The sequence below is a fragment of the Streptomyces sp. KM273126 genome, assembly GCF_004337435.2.
In the GTDB taxonomy this organism is placed as follows: Bacteria; Actinomycetota; Actinomycetes; order Streptomycetales; family Streptomycetaceae; genus Streptomyces; species Streptomyces acidicola.
Window position 1 is genome coordinate 2839154 of the sequence record NZ_SJXB02000001.1, and the last position, 19230, is coordinate 2858383.

16 protein-coding genes are annotated in these 19230 nt (G+C 69.9%); 9 read left to right on the plus strand and 7 right to left on the minus strand.

The genetic code is table 11. The features are described 5' to 3' along the window. Window positions 1-14: 14 nt before the first annotated feature. The gene (locus E0500_RS44945) at window positions 15-3392 is read right to left on the minus strand and encodes a hypothetical protein (RefSeq protein ID WP_309505037.1); all 3378 of its coding nucleotides are present in this window, start codon (window positions 3390-3392) and stop codon (window positions 15-17) included. A gap of 569 nt (window positions 3393-3961) precedes the next feature. On the opposite strand from E0500_RS44945, the gene E0500_RS12235 reads away from it, so the two are divergent. Together E0500_RS12235 and E0500_RS12240 are read left to right on the plus strand one after the other, a co-directional pair. Further along, complete coding sequence (locus tag E0500_RS12235) at window positions 3962-4462, plus strand: hypothetical protein (protein WP_131569902.1); 501 nt, start codon at window positions 3962-3964, stop codon at window positions 4460-4462. Window positions 4463-4651: 189 nt separating this feature from the next. Continuing rightward, entirely contained in the window at window positions 4652-6868 is a 2217-nt protein-coding gene (locus E0500_RS12240; RefSeq protein WP_181586967.1) for a trypsin-like serine protease, read from the plus strand. 119 nt (window positions 6869-6987) lie between these two features. Here E0500_RS12240 and E0500_RS12245 read toward each other — a convergent pair whose 3' ends face one another. The 3 genes from E0500_RS12245 to E0500_RS12255 all read right to left on the minus strand — a co-directional run bounded on the left by E0500_RS12245 (window position 6988) and on the right by E0500_RS12255 (window position 10612). After that, a complete protein-coding gene (locus tag E0500_RS12245) occupies window positions 6988-8466 on the minus strand; it encodes a DUF2637 domain-containing protein (protein ID WP_131570125.1) in 1479 nt (492 codons plus the stop codon). A 166-nt stretch (window positions 8467-8632) separates the two neighbouring features. Beyond that, on the minus strand, window positions 8633-9436 hold the full coding sequence (locus E0500_RS12250; RefSeq protein WP_309505038.1) for a DUF3558 domain-containing protein: 804 nt from the start codon (window positions 9434-9436) through the stop codon (window positions 8633-8635). 255 nt (window positions 9437-9691) lie between these two features. Beyond that, window positions 9692-10612 carry a DUF3558 domain-containing protein gene (locus E0500_RS12255; protein WP_131570127.1) on the minus strand — a complete coding sequence of 307 codons (921 nt, stop codon included), beginning with the start codon at window positions 10610-10612 and terminating at the stop codon, window positions 9692-9694. 217 nt (window positions 10613-10829) lie between these two features. On the opposite strand from E0500_RS12255, the gene E0500_RS12260 reads away from it, so the two are divergent. Further along, window positions 10830-12023 carry an RtcB family protein gene (locus tag E0500_RS12260; protein ID WP_131570129.1) on the plus strand — a complete coding sequence of 398 codons (1194 nt, stop codon included), beginning with the start codon at window positions 10830-10832 and terminating at the stop codon, window positions 12021-12023. 48 nt (window positions 12024-12071) lie between these two features. Here E0500_RS12260 and E0500_RS12265 read toward each other — a convergent pair whose 3' ends face one another. Further along, complete coding sequence (locus tag E0500_RS12265; RefSeq protein WP_131570142.1) at window positions 12072-12866, minus strand: LAGLIDADG family homing endonuclease; 795 nt, start codon at window positions 12864-12866, stop codon at window positions 12072-12074. A 287-nt stretch (window positions 12867-13153) separates the two neighbouring features. On the opposite strand from E0500_RS12265, the gene E0500_RS12270 reads away from it, so the two are divergent. From E0500_RS12270 to E0500_RS12280, 3 genes are read left to right on the plus strand one after another with little or no spacing between them, the layout of a single operon-like run. Further along, entirely contained in the window at window positions 13154-13492 is a 339-nt protein-coding gene (locus E0500_RS12270; RefSeq protein WP_131570130.1) for a YnfA family protein, read from the plus strand. A gap of 56 nt (window positions 13493-13548) precedes the next feature. Further along, on the plus strand, window positions 13549-14328 hold the full coding sequence (locus E0500_RS12275) for an SDR family NAD(P)-dependent oxidoreductase (protein WP_131570132.1): 780 nt from the start codon (window positions 13549-13551) through the stop codon (window positions 14326-14328). After that, a complete protein-coding gene (locus E0500_RS12280) occupies window positions 14328-14573 on the plus strand; it encodes a hypothetical protein (RefSeq protein WP_131570134.1) in 246 nt (81 codons plus the stop codon). The genes E0500_RS12275 and E0500_RS12280 overlap by 1 nt, the downstream gene beginning before the upstream one ends. A gap of 27 nt (window positions 14574-14600) precedes the next feature. Here the strand turns inward: E0500_RS12280 and E0500_RS12285 are convergent, their stop codons facing one another. Continuing rightward, window positions 14601-15443: a helix-turn-helix domain-containing protein gene (locus E0500_RS12285; RefSeq protein ID WP_131570136.1), complete on the minus strand. Its 843-nt coding sequence runs from the start codon at window positions 15441-15443 to the stop codon at window positions 14601-14603. A gap of 173 nt (window positions 15444-15616) precedes the next feature. Here E0500_RS12285 and E0500_RS12290 point away from each other — a divergent pair, with 173 nt between their 5' ends. Both E0500_RS12290 and E0500_RS12295 read left to right on the plus strand, forming a co-directional pair. Beyond that, on the plus strand, window positions 15617-16792 hold the full coding sequence (locus E0500_RS12290; protein ID WP_165935193.1) for an LLM class flavin-dependent oxidoreductase: 1176 nt from the start codon (window positions 15617-15619) through the stop codon (window positions 16790-16792). Continuing rightward, window positions 16789-17520, plus strand: a complete 732-nt coding sequence (locus E0500_RS12295; protein WP_181586968.1) for an FMN reductase — start codon at window positions 16789-16791, stop codon at window positions 17518-17520. The genes E0500_RS12290 and E0500_RS12295 overlap by 4 nt, the downstream gene beginning before the upstream one ends. 69 nt (window positions 17521-17589) lie before the next feature. Here the strand turns inward: E0500_RS12295 and E0500_RS12300 are convergent, their stop codons facing one another. Continuing rightward, a complete protein-coding gene (locus E0500_RS12300; protein ID WP_131570839.1) occupies window positions 17590-18867 on the minus strand; it encodes a glycosyltransferase family 4 protein in 1278 nt (425 codons plus the stop codon). Between E0500_RS12300 and E0500_RS12305 the strand changes: the two genes are divergently transcribed. Then, window positions 18866-19003 (plus strand): hypothetical protein, encoded by a 138-nt coding sequence (locus E0500_RS12305; protein ID WP_181586969.1) that lies wholly within the window; start codon window positions 18866-18868, stop codon window positions 19001-19003. The genes E0500_RS12300 and E0500_RS12305 overlap by 2 nt on opposite strands. Window positions 19004-19230: the final 227 nt, after the last annotated feature.

Genomic DNA, 19230 nt, shown 5'->3' on the forward strand with positions numbered 1-19230 from the left:
TATGCGTGCGGTATCTACCAGCCGAGCCAGCCGATCACCGAGGTCGCCGCATCGCCGACGACGCCCGACACCTTGGCGCCGACCTCCTCGGCCAGTCCGAACTTCTTGAAGAGCTGGCCCTTGCCGAAGAATATGCCGCCGACCACGAAAATGCCGAGGGCCTCATTGAACTTGCTGCTGCCGTAGCCGTAACCCTCTCCGGTGAAGTAGGCACTCACCCCTTGCAGACCCCAGGAAATGAGACCGGCGCCGAAAGCGAGCGGTCCGAGGACCGGTGCGGCCGGCGGGAAGAGCAGGGCGCCCGCTCCGAGTACGACGGCGGCTGTTCCGAAGACCGTGCTCCAGTGCCCGGTGGCTGCCGCCCAGTCCTTGTCGTCACCGGTGTCCTCGGGCCACATGCCCCAGTACTTGGTGTCACCGGTGTCGTCGTACTCGGGGCTGTCGGAGGGGTTGGTGCCGCTCTGCTCGTTCAGCTTCGCCTGCTCGGCCGCCTTCCGCGCCGCCTCCGCGGCCTCGGCCTTCCGCTTCGCGACGGCGATCGAGCGGGCCTCGCTGGCGGCAGCGGCCGCGGCCCGCGCGTCCTGGCCGGCCTGCTGGGCGGCGGCCTGGGCCTGGGTGGCGGAGGCCTGCGCCTGGGAGGCGAACGTCACCGCCTGCTTGGCCGACGCGACCGCCTGCCGCATCGAGTAGTTCGCGGTGCGGGCCGCGCCGCGTGCGGTGGCCGCCGCCGACTGGGCGTCCTTGGCCGACTGGGCCGCGGAGGCCGCGGACTTGTCGGCGTCGTCCGCGTTCCGCTTCGCCTCGGCGGCCGAGTCTTCGGCGTCCTTGGCGTAGCCGTTCGCCTTCGCCGCCCAGTCGGACGCCTCCTGCGCCGCCTGGCGGGCCTCCGCCGCCGCCTTGGACGCCAGTGCGGCGTCCTCCAGCGCCTTCGCGGCCACCTTCGCGGCGTGCGCGATGGCGGCGCGGATGGCGGCGACGTGGGTGGCGTGGTCGTGGTCGAGGCGGGCGATGTTGAACTGGTCGCGGACGACGAAGGAGTGCCGCATACGAGCGGAGCCCTCCAGGACGATCTTCGCCGCCGACTGCATGTAGGGGCCGCCGGAGTCGAGGAGGCGGAACACCTCGACGTTGTCGTCCTGCTTCGTCGCCTCCGCCAGTTCGAGGGTGAGGAAGCGGTGCAGGGCCAGGGCGCTTCCGTCGTCCAGTGCCGCCTCGGCCTTCGCCTTGACGGCCGCGCCCGGGTTCTGGTTCAGGATCTCGAACACCATGACGCGGTTGTCGGTGGCGGCCGCCTCGATGACTCCGTTGGCGAGGAAGTCGCTGGGCGCGTCCGGGTCTTCGGCGGCCAGCGCCTGGTGGGCGGCCCCGGCGACGGCGGCCGGGGCGGCCGTCGCGATGGCGAGAACGTTCTCCCGGTCGTCCTGCCGCTGGGCGAGGAGGCGGTCGGCGTCGAGCCAGTTGACCACGTCCTCGTCGGTGCCGGAGAGGGCGAACTCGGCGGCTTCCCTGGTCCATGTGCCGGTCGAGTCGAGGAGTTTGACGGCGGCCTTCCGGCCGGTGGTGACGGCCGTGTCGGTGTCCCCGGACCTCAGTGCCGAGTCGGCCGCGGCGATGAGGTCCTTGATCTCCGTGGCGGTCTGGTCCACCTGTGTGCGCTGCCTGTCGACCCGGGTGGCGTCGTCGGTCTCGGCCTTCGCCCTCAGGCGTGCCTCCTCGATGCCGAGTTCCGTGTCCTCGGCGATGCGGGCGGTCTCCGCCTCGCGGGCCGCCTGCTCCACCTCCTGGGCTTCCTTGACCGCGTCGGAGGCCGTGGTCGCCGCCTGCATCGCCGCCTCGGCGTACTCGGTGGACCGCTTCGCGTACTCGATCGCCTTGCCCGCGTTCGCCGCCGCCTCGTCGGCCGCGTCCGCGGCCTTCAGGGCGTGGGCGGCGGCGCTGTTGGCGGCGTCGCGTGCCACGCGGGCGGCGGCGGCCGCCCGGTTCGCCAGGGTCTGGGCGCTGTTGGCGGCCCGGGTGGCCCGCGCGGCTGCGGCGTCGGCCTCGGCCGCGGCCTGCCTCGCCTTGGCCGCCTGGGACTGGGCGACACCCGCGGAGGTGGCGGCGTCGGCGGCGGCGTTCGCGGCCGCGGCGGCGTTCTGGGCCGCGCTCGCCGCGGCGGAACCGGCGGAAGAGGCCTGCTGGGAGGAGATGGCGGCCTGGTCGGCGGCCTTGGCCGCGGTGCTCGCGCGCGCGGCGGCGTCCCGTGCGCCCTGGGCGGCCGCGCGGGCGGCCGAGGCCTTGGAGGCGTCCTTGGACGCGGCGATCGCGGCGTTGTAGGCGCGGGAGGCGGCGTTCCCGGCCGACGCGGCGGCGGCAGCGGCGGCCTGCGCGGCCTGCGCGGCACGGCTGGAGGCGGCCTGGGCGGTGCGGGAGGCGGAGATCGCGGTGCCCGCGGCGTCGGCGGCCCCGCGTGCGGCGTTGGCCGCGTTGTTCGCCGCCGTTGCCGACTTGCGGACGTCGTTCTGGGCCGCCCTCGCTTCTTCGGCCGCCTTCAGAGCGGCGGCCTTGGCCTTCTCGGCCGCCTTCTTCGCCTGGTCGGAGGCGGCGACGGCCTGCTCCGTCTGCAGCTGCGCCCGCTTGCCCTCCCGTTCCACGATCTTGACCAACTGGTCGATGGTCGCGGCTTCTTCGTCGCGGGCACGGGCGATGTACTGGCCGGAGACGAGGAACTGGTGGATCGCCTCGGGCGATCCGTCGTTCAGGGCGCGCTCCGCGTACTTCTTCACCTCCGGGGAGGCGGTGCTCAGGATGGTGAAGACCTCGACCCGCTCGTCCTCCTGCAGCGCCGTGTACTGGGTCTGGGTCAGGAACGTCCGCAGCGCCGCCTGGGTGCCCAGGTTCAGCGCCTTGGTGGCCTCCCGCTTGACGGCGGTGCCGCTGTTGTTCATGACAGTGAGGACGGCCACCCGCAGGTCCGTCTCGACGGGCTGTGCGTAGCCGTCGCGCAGGTAGGCGGCGATTGCGTCGTCCCCCGCGGACAACGCCGCTTCGGCCGACTCCTGCACGGACTTGCCGGCGTAGGCGAGGCCGGCGAGGACCGCGAAGCGGTTGTCCTCCGCCTTCGCCGTGGGGAGTTCGCCGGTGAGGAAGGCGGACACGGCGGCCGGGGTGCCGGCCAGGGCGGCTGCGGCGGCCTCACGGACCGCGCGGCCGCCGACCTTGTACTCCCACACGGCCCTGCCCCGGTCGGTGTCGGGCAGTGCGCTGTCGCCGGTGTCCGGGTCGGCGGCGTGGGCGGGGGTGGCGGTGAGGGTGGCGATGGAGGGCAGGGCGGGGACGGCGGTCGCCCCGGCGAGAGCAGTGAGTATTCGGCGTCTGCTCCACAACGACGCTGACGACAACGGCGCTGACACAGTGTGCATCCTTCCCGTTCGGGATACGACGACGTGACGCCCCGCCGCGCACCCAAAAGGTGACACGGCGGGGCGTATCGGTTTTCTGGCCAGTGAATTTCCGGACAAGAGTAAAGAGAGCGTCAGCTGTGGATTAATGAAAGGCAGGTGTGTTATCGAATATTTATTTACCTTTCATGGGGCCCTCACAAGCGGAAGCGCAACCATTCCGCGCAGTGACGGGAGTCACAATCGAGCCAAGCGTTATCGGCCGTTTGGCCTGATTTATTTCGATGGACAAAATCTTGGGTTCGGTTTTGCATTCCCTTGGCTGCGGGAGTGAGCCACGCTTTGCGATCCCCGATCAGGGGGCTCTCCCGCCGAATTTCGGGGGTGTCGGGGGGTGTTCGTGACCGCATTTGTTTCCGGTCATGCGCGTTTAGCTTCTATTTCTCCGTCGTGCCGTGGCGCCGTAGCCTTCACAACCGTTTTCCATGCGTTCCGGACGTGTTCCGGACGTTCCATCGGAACCGAGCACGAGGACTGCAATGAAGGCACGTAGCAGAACCGCGTCAACAACGAGACGCCTCATGGGACGCGCTCTGGGCGCGGCCGCGGCAGCGGGCGCCCTGGCCTGGCTCGTGGTGGCGGGCACCCCGGCGGGAACACCCGCCGAGAAGGACGCCGCCACCGCCCGGGCCATCGCCGACGAGGCCCCGGGCTTCGCCGTCGAGGACTTCGACTACCCGGGGGCCGACAGGATCCTCGAAGAGCAGAACATCGTCCTCAAGCGCGGCGACGGCCACATCACGCTCGCCGACTGCGCCGCCGGCAGCGGACTGCTGGAGATCTGGTCCCGCGAAACGCTGAACGTCTGCTTCAAGGTCACCGGCGACACCGGCTGGCTGACGCTGGAGATCCCCTCCGTCTACGGCGTGAAGTCCAACGAGTACGCGACCGAGCTCGACATGACCGTCGGCACGGAGGAGAAGTCCTACGACGTCCCCGCGAACTCCTGGAAGGCGGTGGGCGAGAGCGCGGACGATCAGGCGCGCCCCCACATGCTCGTGGAGATCAGGACCTCCAAGTAGGGCCCACCAACCATCCAAGTAGGGCCCACCAACCCGAGCCCGTTGCCAGACCTGCAAGAGACCTGACTGCCACAGATCCGACGGCCACAGATCCGACTGCGACGGATCTGACTGCGACAGATCTGGCTGTCACAGATCCGACTGCCACAGACCTGACCTGCCACAGACCTGCCACCGAGGAACCCCTTGATGCGACACACCAGACCCGTGCGCCTCGCCGCACTGGCCGCCGCCCTGATCGCCGGACCCGTCGTGCTCACCGCCGCACCCGCCACCGCCGTGACCGGCCCCGCCACCCCCGCCTCCGACACCACCCACGCCTACACCGCGCAACTCGTCCTCGGCGACCACGACCGCGGCTGCTCCGGCGTCCTCGTCGACCGCGAATGGCTGCTCACCGCGGCCAGCTGCTTCGCCGACAACCCGGTCGCCGACCTGACGGTGCCCGCGGGCAAGCCGAAGCTGAAGACCACGGCGACCATCGGCCGCTCCGACCTCACCAGCACCGCGGGCGCGGTCCGCCAGGTCGTCGAACTCGTGCCCCGCACCGACCGCGACGTAGTACTGGCCCGACTGAACCGCCCCGTCACCAACGTCACCCCCATCGCCCTGGCCACCACCGCCCCCACCACGGGCGAGGAGCTGAAGCTCGCCGGCTACGGGCGCAGCACCACCGAGTGGGCCCCTCTGAACCTGCACACCGGCGCGTTCTCGGTGGACACCTCCGACGCCACCACCGCCACCGTCACCGGCAAGGACGGCGCGGCCGCCTGCAAGGGCGACACCGGCGGCCCCCTGGTCCGCGTGACGGGCGGCACCCCTCAACTGGCCGCCCTGAGCAGCCGGTCGTACCAGGGCGGCTGCTTCGGCACCGACGCCACCGAGACCCGAACCGGCGGCATCGCCACCCGCGTCGACGACCTTGCCTCCTGGGTGGACTCCAAGGTGGGTGCGCCCCGCATCACCGACTTCAACTGCGACGGCACCGAGGACATCGCCATCGCCGACCCCAAGGCGACCGTCGGCGGCAAGGCCGGCGCGGGCCTCGTCCGCATCGTCTACGGCGGCGGCAAGGGCACCGCCGAGATCCACCAGGACCTCGACTGGGTGCCCGACACCGCCGAGACCGACGACTGGTTCGGCGAGGCCATCGCCACCGTCGACTACGACGAGGACGGCTGCACCGACCTCGTCGTCGGCACCCCCTCCGAGGACATCGGCACCGCCACCGACACCGGCGTGGTCGACATCCTGCACGGCGCTCCCGGCGGCCTCGGCACGGGCACGAAGAAGAACACCCACTACCAGCAGGGCGCCGGCAACGGTTCCCTCAGCGCCTCCGCCAACGAGAGCGGCGACCGCCTGGGCCAGACCCTCGCCGCCGCCACCACCAACGCGGGCGAGCCGTTCATCGTGATCGGCGAGCCCGGCGAGGCCCTCGGCTCCGTCGTCAAGGCCGGACAGGCGTTCTACGTGCACGGCACCACCAACGTCTCCATCCACCAGGACAGCCTGGACGTGCCCGGCGCCGTGGAGGCGAACGACGGCTTCGGCGGCGCCGTCGCGGCCGACTCCAACCACATCGCCATCAGCGCCCCCGGCGAGGCCATCGGCACCAAGGCGGACGCCGGCAACCTCGCCGTCTTCGACCCCAACAAGCTGAACGCCGAAGGCAGGCCCACCCCGCTGTTCGGCCTCGACCAGGACCTGGACACGGTCTCCGGCGGCGCCGAGGCCGGCGACCAGTTCGGCAAGTCCCTCGCCCTCGTCCCGTACCGCCCGGCGGGCGCGGCGACCGCCAACGAGTCGATCCTCGCCGTCGGTTCACCCGGTGAGGACCTGCCCATCGACGGCGTCGACAAGGCCGACGTGGGCAGCGTCCACACCTTCCGCGTCACCGCCTCGGGCACGTACAGCCAGCTCAGCGGCTTCTCGCAGGGCACCGCCACCGACGACGTGACCGGCACCGCCGAGGTCGGCGACGCCTTCGGCTCGACCCTGACCGCCGTGAACACCGCGCCGCGTGCCGTCAGCACCACGGAGACGCTGAAGCTGGCCGTCGGCGTCACGGGCGAGGCCATCGGCACGGTGACGAAGGCGGGCGCGATCCAGACCTTCTCGCTCCTCGGCACACCCGGCGCTAACGACCGCTGGCTGGAGGCGGGCAACGGCACCGGCATCCCGGGCACGCCCGGCGCCAACCAGAACCTGGGCTCCAGCATCCACTTCACCGGCACCCACCTGTACGCGGGCATGCCGTACGGCCCGTCCGCCTACGGCACCCTCTACGCCCTGCCGATGTCCAACGTGACCGCCGGCGGCACGGTGGCCGCCGTCACCACGTACCAGCCCGGCCAGGGCGGACTCCCCTCGGCCGGCGCCCGCTTCGGCTACGCGGCGCGATAGCCCGACACACCTGAAGCACGAGAGAGCCCTCGAAGGAACGACAGGTTCCTTCGAGGGCTCTCCTCGTGCGGTCATGTACGGGACGGCGGCCATGTGCGCGGCATAAGTCCGCGGCCGTCTCAGGCAATGTGGTCCTCTTGCATCTGCGCGTCGTGGCGATCGGTGAAGCGCAGGACCAACTTCTTGGCGTCGGCGTCCAGGAGCGGGACACCATAGGTCGCCTCGACGTTGTCGCTGAACTCGCGTGGAGTCGGGTAGCCGCTGCCGCTTATCGACTGCTTGAAGACCTGGTAGTACGCCTCGTCGTCCGGCTCCGGGGGCCCACCGCCCTCACCGAGCTGACGCGTACGGTTCGGACCGGACGGGATGGGGAAACTCCCCGTCGTCTCGGACGCGGACTCCAGCGCCTCACCGGGCTGCTCCTGGTACGGCTGCTGGGGCAACTGGGGCTGTTGCTCCGGGTACTGCTGCTGCTCGGGTCCCTGCTTCTGGAAGTGCTGCTGTCCGGGCCGCCGCTCCTGGTACCGGCGCTGCTCCGCCTGCGGCTCATCGAATTGCTGATCGGTCAGCTGCTCCTCGTACCACTGCTCGTACGGCTCCTCAGGTTCGTACGCGGGGTTGTAGCCGCCCCGGTACTCGACCTCCTGCGGCCCGGCCGCCGCGAACCACGGGCTCTGCTCCTCCGGGAACTCCTGAAGGTACTCCGGCTGCTCGACCGGCCCTCCACCCTGCGGAAGCGGGCGCTGCGGCGCCGCCGGGCCCACCTGAGCCTGCTCCTGGGCCTGTGCCCGCACCGGCGTCTGCACCTGAGCCTGCGCCGGGCCGGTACCGCGACCATCCACCGCCCCACCGGACGCCCGCTCCAACTCCAACTCCGGCTGCGGCTGCGCCGCCGGAGGCAGCAGCGCCGGCTCGATGCCCGCCGCCGCCAGACCCGCCGGAGCCGTGTTCGCCAACGGCACGCCGTACCGCGCCAGACGCAACGGCATCAACGACTCCACCGGAGCCTTGCGCCGCCACGCACGCCCGAAACGGGACCGCAGCCGCGCCTGGTACACCAGCCGCTCCTGCTCCAGCTTGATCACCTGGTCGTACGACCGCAGCTCCCACAGCTTCATACGGCGCCACAGCAGGAACGTCGGAAGCGGCGACAGCAACCAACGCGTCAGCCGCACCCCCTCCATGTGCTTGTCCGCCGTGATGTCCGCGATCCGGCCGATCGCGTGCCGGGCCGCCTCCACCGACACCACGAACAGCACCGGGATCACCGCGTGCATACCGACACCCAGCGGGTCCGGCCAGGCCGCCGCGCCGTTGAACGCGATCGTCGCCAGCGTCAGCAGCCACGCCGTCTGACGGAGCAGGGGGAACGGGATCCGGATCCACGTGAGCAGCAGATCCAGAGCCAGCAGGACACAGATACCCGCGTCGATACCGATCGGGAAGACATAACTGAAGTTCCCGAAGCCCTTCTGGAGGGCGAGCTCACGGACGGCCGCGTACGAACCCGCGAAACCGATAGCGGCGATGATCACGGCGCCGGTCACGACAACGCCTATCAGAATGCGGTGCGTCCGTGTCAGCTGTGGCGTCGCCACCCGTAATCCCCTCCCAGTGCGTGTTGTTGCGCGCAACAGGGTGGCACATGTGTGTGTCGTGCGTTTGGCCGGTCATCGGGGAGCCCGGTCCGCGGAACGGCCGGGCTCCCACAAAAAGCCTGGTGACACCGCGCGTTCAGCCGCAGCCGCAGCTACAGACCGAGTTCTACTTGTTGCTCGCCGACGCCGACGGCTCGCCGCTCTCGGAACCCGAACCCTTGTCCGCGGCCTTGTCCCCCGACTCCGAAGCAGGCTTCGAAGCCGACTTCGACGGCGACGCGCTCGAACCCGACCCTTCGGCCTCGTCGTTCGCCGCGCCGATGGCCGCCACGATCTGCTTGGCAGCCGCCTTCGCACTCTTCAGCAGCTCGTCCGCGTCCGGCGTCTTGTCACCCGCCAGGCCCGCACCGTTGTAGTCGAGCGTGATCACCACGTTCTCGACCCGCGCCACGACCGTCTGCTGCTTGAAGGAACCCTCCTTCTTCTTCAGGTCGTAGCGCACCGCCGTCGCCTGGTCACCCGTACCGGTCACCGGCTCCGACTTCACGTTCTTCGCACCCTCGACCGCCTGCGCCTCCGAGAGCCTCTTGTCGAACTGGGCCCGCGCCCGCTCGTCACCGGCACCACGCGCCGCGTCCGAGTCCAACAGCAGCAGCGACACGCTCAGCCAGCGGTACTGCGAACCCTTCACACCCTTGTTGTCGAGACTGGTCCAGCGGCAGTCGCCACTGACGTCCGGCTCACCGTCATTGATCGCCTTGCCCGACTTCGCACCCTCCGGGACCAGGTCCTCCAGGGTCTTCTTCGACAACACCGTGCACGCCTCGGGCAGCTTCCCGTACGCCGCCGCCTTCACCTCGTTCGCCGAAGCCGTCGCCGACTGCTTCGCCGTCGGGCTCGCCGACTCCTTCGCCTTCGCCGCGTCGTCACCGGAGCCGGAGCCCGAGGAGCAGCCGGCCGCGACGAGCATCACCGGAAGTGCCGCGGCGCCCACAAGGAGCCGCCGGACGCCCCTGCCTCCGTGGCCTCGCCCGCCTCGATGATGATGCTGATCTCGCTGTGCTGATCGGTGCATGGTTCCTTCACTCATGATGCTCATGACGTTCGTGGTTCCTGCGTGACGCCTGTGGTAGTGCTGCCGGATCGGGTCCGAGGGGCCACGGTACGCGTTGAGCAAGAGGAGTGGCTGTCCTTCAGCCGCTTTGCGGAGTCAGCCCGGAGGCGGTCAGTCGTTGAACGACTCCGCCAGCCGCGCGGCCAGATTTCGCGCCCTGTCCTGCATTTCCTTGCTGTCCGGCACCTCTGTCACGGACGTCGGCTGCTCCGCGTACTCGACGGTCACAATGACGTTGGACGTGCGAAATACCACAGTTACCGTCCGCTGCTGCGCCGTACTCAGCTCGTCGTTCAGAAACGCCTCGTCACTGAGATCGTCGAGCGTGCGGGGCTGAAGCGCGGCGGGCGTCCCGCTGGGGGAGGCGGAGGAATCGGCCGAGTCGGGTGAACCGGATGAGTCGGCCGAGTCGGATGAACCAGGTGAGTCAGGCGAACTGGAGGAATCGGAGGCGGACTCGGTGGCGGACTCGGAGGGCTTCGGGTCACCGGAGGCCCCGGCCCCGGTCTCGTCCTCGTTGACACCCTCCCCGTCGGCCTTCTTGCCGTCCTTCTTGCTGTCGCCGCCGTCGCTCTCCGCGGCGGACGGCTCGGGAAGGTCCGCGGCCTCCAGCTTGGCGGCATAGACCTCCGCCGCCTTGTCGTCGTCGCTCACCGCGCTGTCGTACGACACCACGCGCTCGAAATCGAGGAACAGGTGGTCCGTGGCGACGGTGGACGCCACCTTCCACCGGCACCCCACCCGGCGGTCCGTGTCGAACGTCTGCGTCGCCTCGCCCTCGTACGCCGTCTCCCGCTGCTCCTCGTCCGTGAGCTGCTTGATACCGGGCAGGAGCGCGTCCAGCGCGCCCTTGGAGACCACGCCGCACGGCTCGGGGAGCGTGCGGTAGCGGCCGGGCGGGGCGGCGGGCGCGGTGGTGCTGGAGGTGCCGGGCTTGTCGTCGGGGCTGCTCGACTCGTCGGAGCCGGTGCAGCCGGCCAGCAATGCCGTGAGGAGCACGGCGACGCCGGGTACGTACGCCTTCGGCTGCACGGAGGGCTCCTCTCGACGGACCACCGGGGTCACGGGTCTAGATCCGGGACTGCGCCTGGATCTGGGGTTATTCGCTTGCCGCGCCAGGGCGGCCGCTGAACACAATGTGTATCGCACGCACTGCCGTGGACGCCGGTCCGGCATCCCATTTCACTGACCTTGGCGCCGGTTTTGCGATTTCAGACTTCTGTTGTTACTTCGGGGGATTGAGGGCGATATGTCGTACATAGAGGTACCGGGACCGAAGGTACCCATCCGCATGTGGACCGACCCCGCGTCGGTCGAGGACGTCGCGATGCAGCAGCTCCGCAACGTCGCCACCCTGCCCTGGATCAAGGGCCTGGCGGTCATGCCGGACGTCCACTACGGCAAGGGCGCGACGGTCGGGTCCGTCATCGCGATGCAGGGCGCGGTGTGTCCTGCGGCGGTGGGAGTGGACATCGGCTGCGGGATGTCGGCGGTGAAGACGTCGCTGACGGCGAACGATCTGCCGGGGGATCTCTCGCGGCTGCGGTCGAAGGTCGAGCAGGCCATTCCGGTGGGGCGGGGGATGCATGACACTCCCGTTGATCCGGGAGGGTTCCATGGGCTGGCCACCGCGGGGTGGGATGACTTCTGGGGGCGGTTCGAGGGGGTTGCGGAGGCGGTCAAGTTCCGTAAGGGGCGAGCGACTACGCAAATGGGAACCCTTGGCCAAGGGAATCACTTCTGGGAACTTTGCATCGATACGGACAATTCGGTCTGGATTATGCTGCATTCCGGTTCTCGGAACATCGGCAAGGAACTCGCCGAATACCACATCGGTGTTGCTCAGAAGCTGCCGCACAACCAGGGCCTGGTCGACCGTGACCTCGCTGTGTTCGTCGCGGACACTCCGCAGATGGCGGCGTACCGGCACGACCTGTTCTGGGCTCAGGAGTACGCGAGGCACAACCGCGCCATCATGATGGCACTCTCCAAGGAGGTGATCCGTCGTGAGTTCAAGAAGGCGAAGGTCACCTTCGAGCCGGAGATCAGCGCGCATCACAATTACGTTTCGGAGGAGCGATACGACGGGGTGGACCTGCTGGTCACCCGCAAGGGAGCGATCCGCGCGGGTTCTGGTGAGTACGGGATCATCCCGGGCTCGATGGGCACGGGCTCGTACATCGTGAAGGGACTCGGCAACGCGAAGTCCTTCAACTCGGCGTCCCACGGCGCGGGTCGGCGCATGAGCCGCAACGCGGCGAAGCGCCGCTTCTCGACGAAGGACCTGGCAGAACAAACCAGGGGCGTGGAGTGCCGTAAGGATTCCGGTGTAGTGGACGAGATTCCTGCTGCGTACAAGCCGATCGAGCAGGTCATCGACCAGCAGCGCGACCTCGTTCAGGTGGTGGCGAAGCTGAAGCAGGTCGTCTGTGTGAAGGGCTGACAAACACGATGGGCGCGGCGATCGTGCGCCGCGCCCATCGAGAGCCGTTCAGTCTGGTAGGGGGACTACGCCGTTCAGCAGCTTCCAGCGGCGGACTTGGCAGGCGCTCCTGGAGAAGTTCAGTTCGACGGCTGCCTCGGCAACGGTCGGTGCCGCGAGCAGGGTCCGGTCCATGTCGCGCGTCCAATGGATGCGTGGCGGCCTGGGCTTGGAACCAGCCGGGCGAACCCAGTTCATGACGCTTTCGGCGGCCGTCTGCTTGCGCCTCAGTGACAAGCAATCCGGGTAGTAGAGGTGTTCACACAAGGCCTGTGCCGCCTCGGTGATGTACGTGATGTTGTAGATGTCATCGCGCTGGTTGCGACGTGGACGGCGCTCGACGCTTGTGATCTTCCTTGCATAGAAGCACAGGTAGGCGACGATGGCCGTGCTTGCAGTGGTCAGGGAGATGAAGGGCAGCCCCGGCTTGGTGAAGCCAACCGAGCCGTCGGCGTCGATGACTCCGCGCAGGTAGTCGCGGCGCGAGAACTCGACTCGGGGTGGGGTGATGTTCTTGGACTTGCGCCCATACGGCAGGCCGAGTTCGTTGAGTTTCGTCCTGGCGTCGAGAGAGCACACGGACCAGACCGCTGAGCGCTGGTTCTCGGCGAAGTTCGTGGACCGCGAACGCTCGGTGACGCTGCTGTTGTAAGGCGTCAGGTACTTGAACCTGTGGAGCAGGTCAATGTCGCGGACGTTGAGCTCGACAGTGAGGCGGCCCTTTTGGCCCGCGCCCTGGTACAGGTGCCCGTCCGCCTGCAAAAACCCGAACATGTAGGCGTACTCAGGGACTCTGAGGTCCATGAACCGCCTCGTGTCGACGCCCAAGGCGTCGTCCAGCGTGAATTGCTGCGCGCTAGGCTCGCATTCAGCCACAGGGAAGCCTCTACTTCCTTGTCGGTCAGGCCCTCGGTCCGGGTGGCACCCCGGCCGAGGGCCGTCGTGTTGATGTTGTGGCGCGAGCCTAGGTCGCAATGTCGGCGGTCGTGTGGGTGATCGAGAGGGTTCACTCCTGTGAGTTAGGGGTGTGCCAGGTGGGGTGACCAAGGTCCCCTGCTGGAGGGCATGGGGGTGTGTGCGAGGGTTGATCCATGCTTGTCGCTCGTTCCATCGCCCTCTTCGTCGTCGCCGCGTTGTTCGAGATCGGTGGTGCGTGGCTGGTCTGGCAAGGGGTGCGGGAGCATCGTGGGTGGGTGTGGATCGGGGCGGGGGTCATCGCGCTCGGGGCGTACGGGTTCGTGGCGACTCTTCAGCCCGATGCGAACTTCGGCCGCATCCTCGCGGCGTACGGCGGGGTGTTCGTGGCCGGTTCGCTGGCCTGGGGCATGGTCGCGGACGGGTACCGGCCGGACCGGTGGGACGTGATCGGTGCGCTGGTCTGTCTGGCCGGGGTGGCGGTGATCATGTACGCGCCGAGGAGTGGCAGCTGAGACAGACCTATCCTTGCCGGGAGCAGCCGCCCGCCCGGTAACGAGGAGTCACGTCCATGACCGCCCCCGCAACACCGTCCGCCGCCTCCCGTATCGCCGTCGTCACGGGTGCGAGCAGCGGTATCGGGGCCGCGACGGCCCGGCAGCTGGCCGCGGCCGGGTACCGCGTGGTGCTGACCGCGCGCCGCAAGGACCGGATCGAGGCCCTGGCGGAGGAGATCAGCGCCGCGGGGCACTCGGCCGCGGCGTACGCGCTCGATGTGACGGACCGGGCGGCCGTCGACGAGTTCGCCACCGCGTTCAGGACCGTCGGCGTGCTGGTGAACAACGCGGGTGGCGCGCTCGGCGCCGATCCGGTCGCCACGAGCGACCCCGAGGACTGGCGCCGCATGTACGAGACGAACGTCATCGGCACCCTGAACCTGACCCAGGCGCTGCTTCCGGCGCTCACGGCGAGCGGTGACGGCACGGTCGTCGTGGTGTCGTCCACGGCCGGGCACGGCACGTACGAGGGCGGCGCGGGGTACGTCGCCGCCAAGCACGGTGCGCACGTGCTCGCGGAGACGCTGCGGCTGGAGATCGTCGGGACGCCGGTACGGGTGATCGAGATCGCGCCGGGCATGGTGAAGACGGACGAGTTCGCGCTGACCCGCTTCGGCGGCGACAAGGAGAAGGCCGCGCGGGTGTACGAGGGCGTGGCCGAGCCGCTGACCGCCGACGACGTGGCGGACACCATCACATGGGCGGTCACCCGGCCCAGCCACGTCAACGTGGACCTGCTGGTCCTGCGGCCCCGCGCCCAGGCCTCCAACACCAAGGTTCACCGGGAGCTCTGATGCCCGAGGCGTCCGGGGAGTCCGAGCAGGCTGGGGAGTCCGAGCAGCCTGGGGAGTCCGAGCAGGCTGGGAAGCTCGGGAAGTCCCTGCAGCCTGGTGAGGCCGGTGAGCTCTCTCTGGAGCGGCGGCGTCTGGCCGAGGAGAAGAAGAACGAGCGCTATGTGTGGTGGTACCTCGCGTACTTCCTGTTCGGTATCCACCTCGTGGCGTTCGTGATGATCTACGCGGTTCTGCACGCGAAGTAGCCGGTCGGCCAGGCGTCACCGCGTGGTTCACGTGCGCGCGGTGGCCTCCGCGTACGCCGTGGGCGGTACCCCGACCGTGGTGGTGAAGTCGCGGGCGAGGTGGGCCTGGTCGGCGTAGCCGAGGTCGGCGGCGAGGGCGGCCCAGTCGACGGCCTGGTCGGTCTCGGCGTGTTCCAGGGCCTCGTGGATGCGGTGGCGGAGGATGACCCACTTGGGCCCGACGCCGACGTACGCGGCGAACAGCCGCTGCAGGAGCCGTACGGACATGCCCTCGCCGCGGGCGAAGTCGCCGACGCGGCGGATGGTGCGGTCGGTGCGGATGCGGTCGACGAGGGTCATGGCGAGGTCGGCCTGGGGGTCGGGCCTCGGGTCGAGGGCGAGCAGGAACTCGTCGAGGGCGGTGACGCGGGCGTCGTCGGAGGCGGGGCCGAGGACGGCCTCGGTGTCGGCCGCGGCGTCGCGCCCCGGATACACCTCCGGCAGCCGTATCCGCCGGCCCGTCCAGTCGCCGGCCGGCCGCTCCGGCGCGAAGGGGCGGAAGCCGCCGGGGCGGAACTTGGCGCCGCAGACGCGTCCCCGTCCCTCCAGCTTCTGGACGAACAGGTCGAGGCCGATGCCGGCGACCTCACCGAAGGTGACCTCCCCGGAGCCGGCGGGGCCCTGGCTCCCGTACCGCTGGAAGACGATGTTGACGGAGGGGTGCGGGACGACATGGGAGACGTAGGGCTCGGTCAGGTCCCAGTCGATCAGCCAGTAGTGCTCCACGTAGGGGCGCAGTGGTCCGGCCGGCTCGCGTCGGCGGAAGCGGACGCGGGCGAAGAGCTCCGGTGCGTCGACGATGCCTCGGGTGTCACGGCGTGGGGCGGCCATGAGGGGATGGTAGGGGCGGGGTCTGACAGTGGGCTAATTTGGCTGATTTATCCGGTTTCTCGGAGGGTGATCGCGGGGTGGCTCGCGAGTGGTGGCTCTGGGAATAGTCCGGCACGGGCCTCCGTTTGCGGGTATAGTTGAATCGTAAACAACCTGGAGGGTGGCAAACGATGATGCAGTTCGGGATCTTCAGCGTCGGCGACGTGACTCCCGACCCGACCACGGGCCGGACGCCGACCGAGCGCGAGCGCATCAAGGCCATGGTCGCGATCGCGCAGAAGGCCGAGGAGGTCGGGCTCGACGTGTTCGCGACGGGGGAGCACCACAACCCGCCGTTCGTGCCGTCGTCGCCCACGACCATGCTGGGCTGGATCGCCGCCCGCACCGAGCGGCTGGTTCTCTCCACCTCGACCACCCTCATCACCACCAACGACCCGGTGAAGATCGCCGAGGACTACGCGATGCTCCAGCACCTGGCCGACGGCCGGGTGGACCTCATGATGGGGCGCGGCAACACCGGGCCGGTGTACCCGTGGTTCGGGCAGGACATCCGGCAGGGCATCAACCTCGCCATCGAGAACTACGCCCTGCTGCACCGGCTGTGGCGCGAGGACGTCGTGAACTGGAAGGGCAAGTTCCGTACGCCGCTCCAGGGCTTCACGTCCACACCGCGACCGATGGACGGCGTACCCCCGTTCGTCTGGCACGGCTCCATCCGCTCCCCGGAGATCGCCGAGCAGGCCGCGTACTACGGCGACGGCTTCTTCCACAACAACATCTTCTGGCCGGCCTCCCACACCAAGCAGATGGTCGAGCTGTACCGCACCCGGTACGCCCACTACGGGCACGGCACGCCCGAGCAGGCGATCGTCGGACTGGGCGGGCACGTCTTCATGCGGAAGAACTCCCAGGACGCGGTGCGCGAGTTCCGGCCGTACTTCGATGTCGCGCCGGTGTACGGTCACGGGCCCTCCCTGGAGGACTTCACGGACCAGACGCCGCTGACGGTCGGGACGCCGGAGCAGGTGATCGAGAAGACGCTGGCCTTCCGGGAGTACGCCGGTGACTACCAGCGCCAGCTGTTCCTGGTCGACCACGCGGGGCTGCCGCTGAAGACCGTGCTGGAGCAGATCGAGCTGCTCGGCGAGGAGGTCGTGCCGGTGCTGCGCGAGGAGTTCGCGAAGGGACGCCCGGCGGATGTCCCGGACGCGCCGACGCACGCGTCACTGCTGGCCGCCAAGGACCAGGACACGCAGAACGACAACAAGCAGAACGACAACAAGCTGAACAGCAACAAGCAGAACGGCGACAAGGGCGGGGCGTCCGCCGAGGAGGTGCGTACCGCATGAGGCTCGTCGTCGTGTCGGCCGGGCTGAGCGTTCCGTCGTCCACGCGGCTGCTGGGGGACCGGCTCGCCGCCGCGACCGCCGAGCGCACCGACGCCGAGGTCCAGGTCGTCGAGCTGCGCGACCTGGCCGTGGAGATCGCCCACAACCTCACCAACGGCTTCCCGGGGCCGCGGCTGACCTCCGCGCTGGACGCGGTGAAGGCCGCCGACGGGCTGATCGTGGTCACGCCCGTGTTCTCCGCCTCGTACAGCGGGCTGTTCAAGTCGTTCTTCGACGTGCTCGACCGGGACGCGCTGGTGGGGAAGCCGGTGCTGGTCGCGGCGACCGGTGGTACGGCCCGCCACTCGCTGGTCCTGGAGCACGCGTTGCGCCCGCTGTTCGCCTACCTGCGCGCGATCGTCGTACCGACGGCCGTGTACGCGGCGTCCGAGGACTGGGGGGCCGAGGGGCTCGCCGGGCGGGTCCAGAGGGCGGCGGGGGAGCTGGCGGGGCTGATGGGCGGGCTGCGGGGCGGCGCGGCCGGGTCCGTATCCGAGTCAGCGCCCGAGCCCGAGCTCGCGTCGGGGTCCGGGTCCGAGCTCGCGTCCGGGCCCGCGTCGAGCCCTGAGCTCGCGTCCGCGTTCCCGTCAAGCCCCGAGCCCCTGCTCCGTCGGACGGAGTCGGAGTTGCCGGCCGTGATTCCCTTCGAGCAGCAGCTCGCGGCGTTGAACCCTTCACGGAGCGCGTAGGCGCGCAGGTGGCACGGCCGGCCCCGGGCTGAGGGCACACCGGGGCCGGCCGGCCGGATTCGGGTGCCCTCACGTCTCCCGGGCCGCCCGCGTCCCCGGCCACCCCATGCGGGTGGCCCAGGCCCGTACCCGGCGGCGCAGCGAGCGGTTCCGGCGGAGGGTCCAGGCCGTCATCCGGGACCGTTCCCGATCCCAGGCGCGGCGGCAGCGGGTCTCGCGGAGTTCGGCGAAGAGGAGCTCGTAGCGGGCGAGAATGGGGGCCGCGTCGTAGCGGTGGGCGCTGTTGAGGGCGGCGGTACCCATGGCGCGGCGGGTCGGCTCGTCGGCGATCAGTTCGAGGATGGCGTCGGCGAGGGTGCGGGAGTCGCCGACCGGGACGAGGCGGCCGTCGACGCCGTCGGTGATGATCTCGGCGGGCCCGAGCGGGCAGTCCGTACTGACGACCGGCACCCCGCAGCGCATCGCCTCGACCAGCGTCATCCCGAACGACTCCGCGTCCGAGGCGCTCACCACCAGCGACGCCTTGGCGAACTCGGCCTCGATGGGGGTGCGCGGGCCCATGAGGCGGGCCCGGCCGGAGAGGCCGAGCTCGTCGATGAGGCGGTTCAGGCGTTCCTTCTGCTTGCCGCCGCCGTAGATGCGCAGCCGCCAGTCCGGTTCCTTCGACGCGACCTGCGCGAACGCCTCCAGGAGCAGGTCGAAGCGTTTGCCGGGGGCCAGTCGGCCCGCCGCCGCGATGACCGGGGCGGTGCCGGGGGAGGGGGAGACGCCGGCCGCCGGCACGATGTTCGGCACCGACATCACCTGCACGCCCTGCAGGGGCATGTGGGCGCGGTACGCGTTCGCGTCCGCCTCGGTGGTCGTGACCAACGCGTCCAGGGCCCGGTAGTGCCGGGCCAGCACCTTGCGCAGCCGCTTGTCGTGCGCGTCGTGGCGCAGGTGCTCCTGGCCGATGCGCAGGGCGCGGCGGGGCGCGAAGCGGGCGACGTACACGTTGAGGCCGGGGCGGGTGCCGATCACGACGTCCGCGTGGCAGCGGGCGAGAAGGGCGCGGACCCGCCGGTCGGTGAGGCGTGTGTACTGGTGGTGGCGTTTGTCCTCGGCGGGGAAGTCGATGGCCGGCTGCGCGAAGGCGGGGTCGCCGAGGTCTCTGCTGCCCGGGCGCGTGTCCACCAGCGGGACCAGTGCGATCCGCGGGTCGACCGCGAAGCGCGGGGTGTCGCGGTGCCGGGACATCGACACGATCTCCACGTCGTGGTGGTCCGCCAGCGCCGACGCCAGGTTGAGCGTCGTGCGGACGGTGCCGCCGATGGCGTACGCGTTGTGCAGCAGGAACACGATCTTCATGCGCTGGACCTTCGTCGTCGTGCGGTGGATCGTCGTGCGCGGGGCGGGTGGCCGCCCGGTGTGGGACCTGCTCGTCGTCAGTCCCGTAGGGGACGCGTACCCGTGCTGCTCGCCGCAGTCCGTCCCGTCGCCGTGATCCCCGTGCGTGCCCTGCCCCGGCTGGTCCGTCCGGTCCGGCCGGTACGTTCGCTCCGTACGGTCCGTGCGATCCACGCGGATCGTCTGATTCCGATCCCCGCCCTCCGCGGCCTCATCGCCTTCACCGCGCGCGCTGCCTTCCCCGCGCTCCCTGCGACCCATATGACCCACGCGACCCATGTGATCCATACGATCCTTCCCGGCGTGACCTCGGTCCGGTGGTCC

Coding starts and splice junctions, on each gene's coding strand:
- E0500_RS12265 (WP_131570142.1), bottom strand. CDS start 12,866: ATGGACCTCAGAGTCCCTGAGTACGCCTACATGTTCGGGTTTTTGCAG.
- E0500_RS12285 (WP_131570136.1), bottom strand. CDS start 15,443: ATGGCCGCCCCACGCCGTGACACCCGAGGCATCGTCGACGCACCGGAG.
- E0500_RS12235 (WP_131569902.1), top strand. CDS start 3,962: ATGGGACGCGCTCTGGGCGCGGCCGCGGCAGCGGGCGCCCTGGCCTGG.
- E0500_RS12305 (WP_181586969.1), top strand. CDS start 18,866: ATGCGCTGGACCTTCGTCGTCGTGCGGTGGATCGTCGTGCGCGGGGCG.
- E0500_RS12290 (WP_165935193.1), top strand. CDS start 15,617: ATGCAGTTCGGGATCTTCAGCGTCGGCGACGTGACTCCCGACCCGACC.
- E0500_RS12300 (WP_131570839.1), bottom strand. CDS start 18,867: ATGAAGATCGTGTTCCTGCTGCACAACGCGTACGCCATCGGCGGCACC.
- E0500_RS12295 (WP_181586968.1), top strand. CDS start 16,789: ATGAGGCTCGTCGTCGTGTCGGCCGGGCTGAGCGTTCCGTCGTCCACG.
- E0500_RS12250 (WP_309505038.1), bottom strand. CDS start 9,436: ATGCTCGTCGCGGCCGGCTGCTCCTCGGGCTCCGGCTCCGGTGACGAC.
- E0500_RS12240 (WP_181586967.1), top strand. CDS start 4,652: ATGCGACACACCAGACCCGTGCGCCTCGCCGCACTGGCCGCCGCCCTG.
- E0500_RS12275 (WP_131570132.1), top strand. CDS start 13,549: ATGACCGCCCCCGCAACACCGTCCGCCGCCTCCCGTATCGCCGTCGTC.
- E0500_RS12260 (WP_131570129.1), top strand. CDS start 10,830: ATGTCGTACATAGAGGTACCGGGACCGAAGGTACCCATCCGCATGTGG.
- E0500_RS12280 (WP_131570134.1), top strand. CDS start 14,328: ATGCCCGAGGCGTCCGGGGAGTCCGAGCAGGCTGGGGAGTCCGAGCAG.
- E0500_RS12270 (WP_131570130.1), top strand. CDS start 13,154: ATGCTTGTCGCTCGTTCCATCGCCCTCTTCGTCGTCGCCGCGTTGTTC.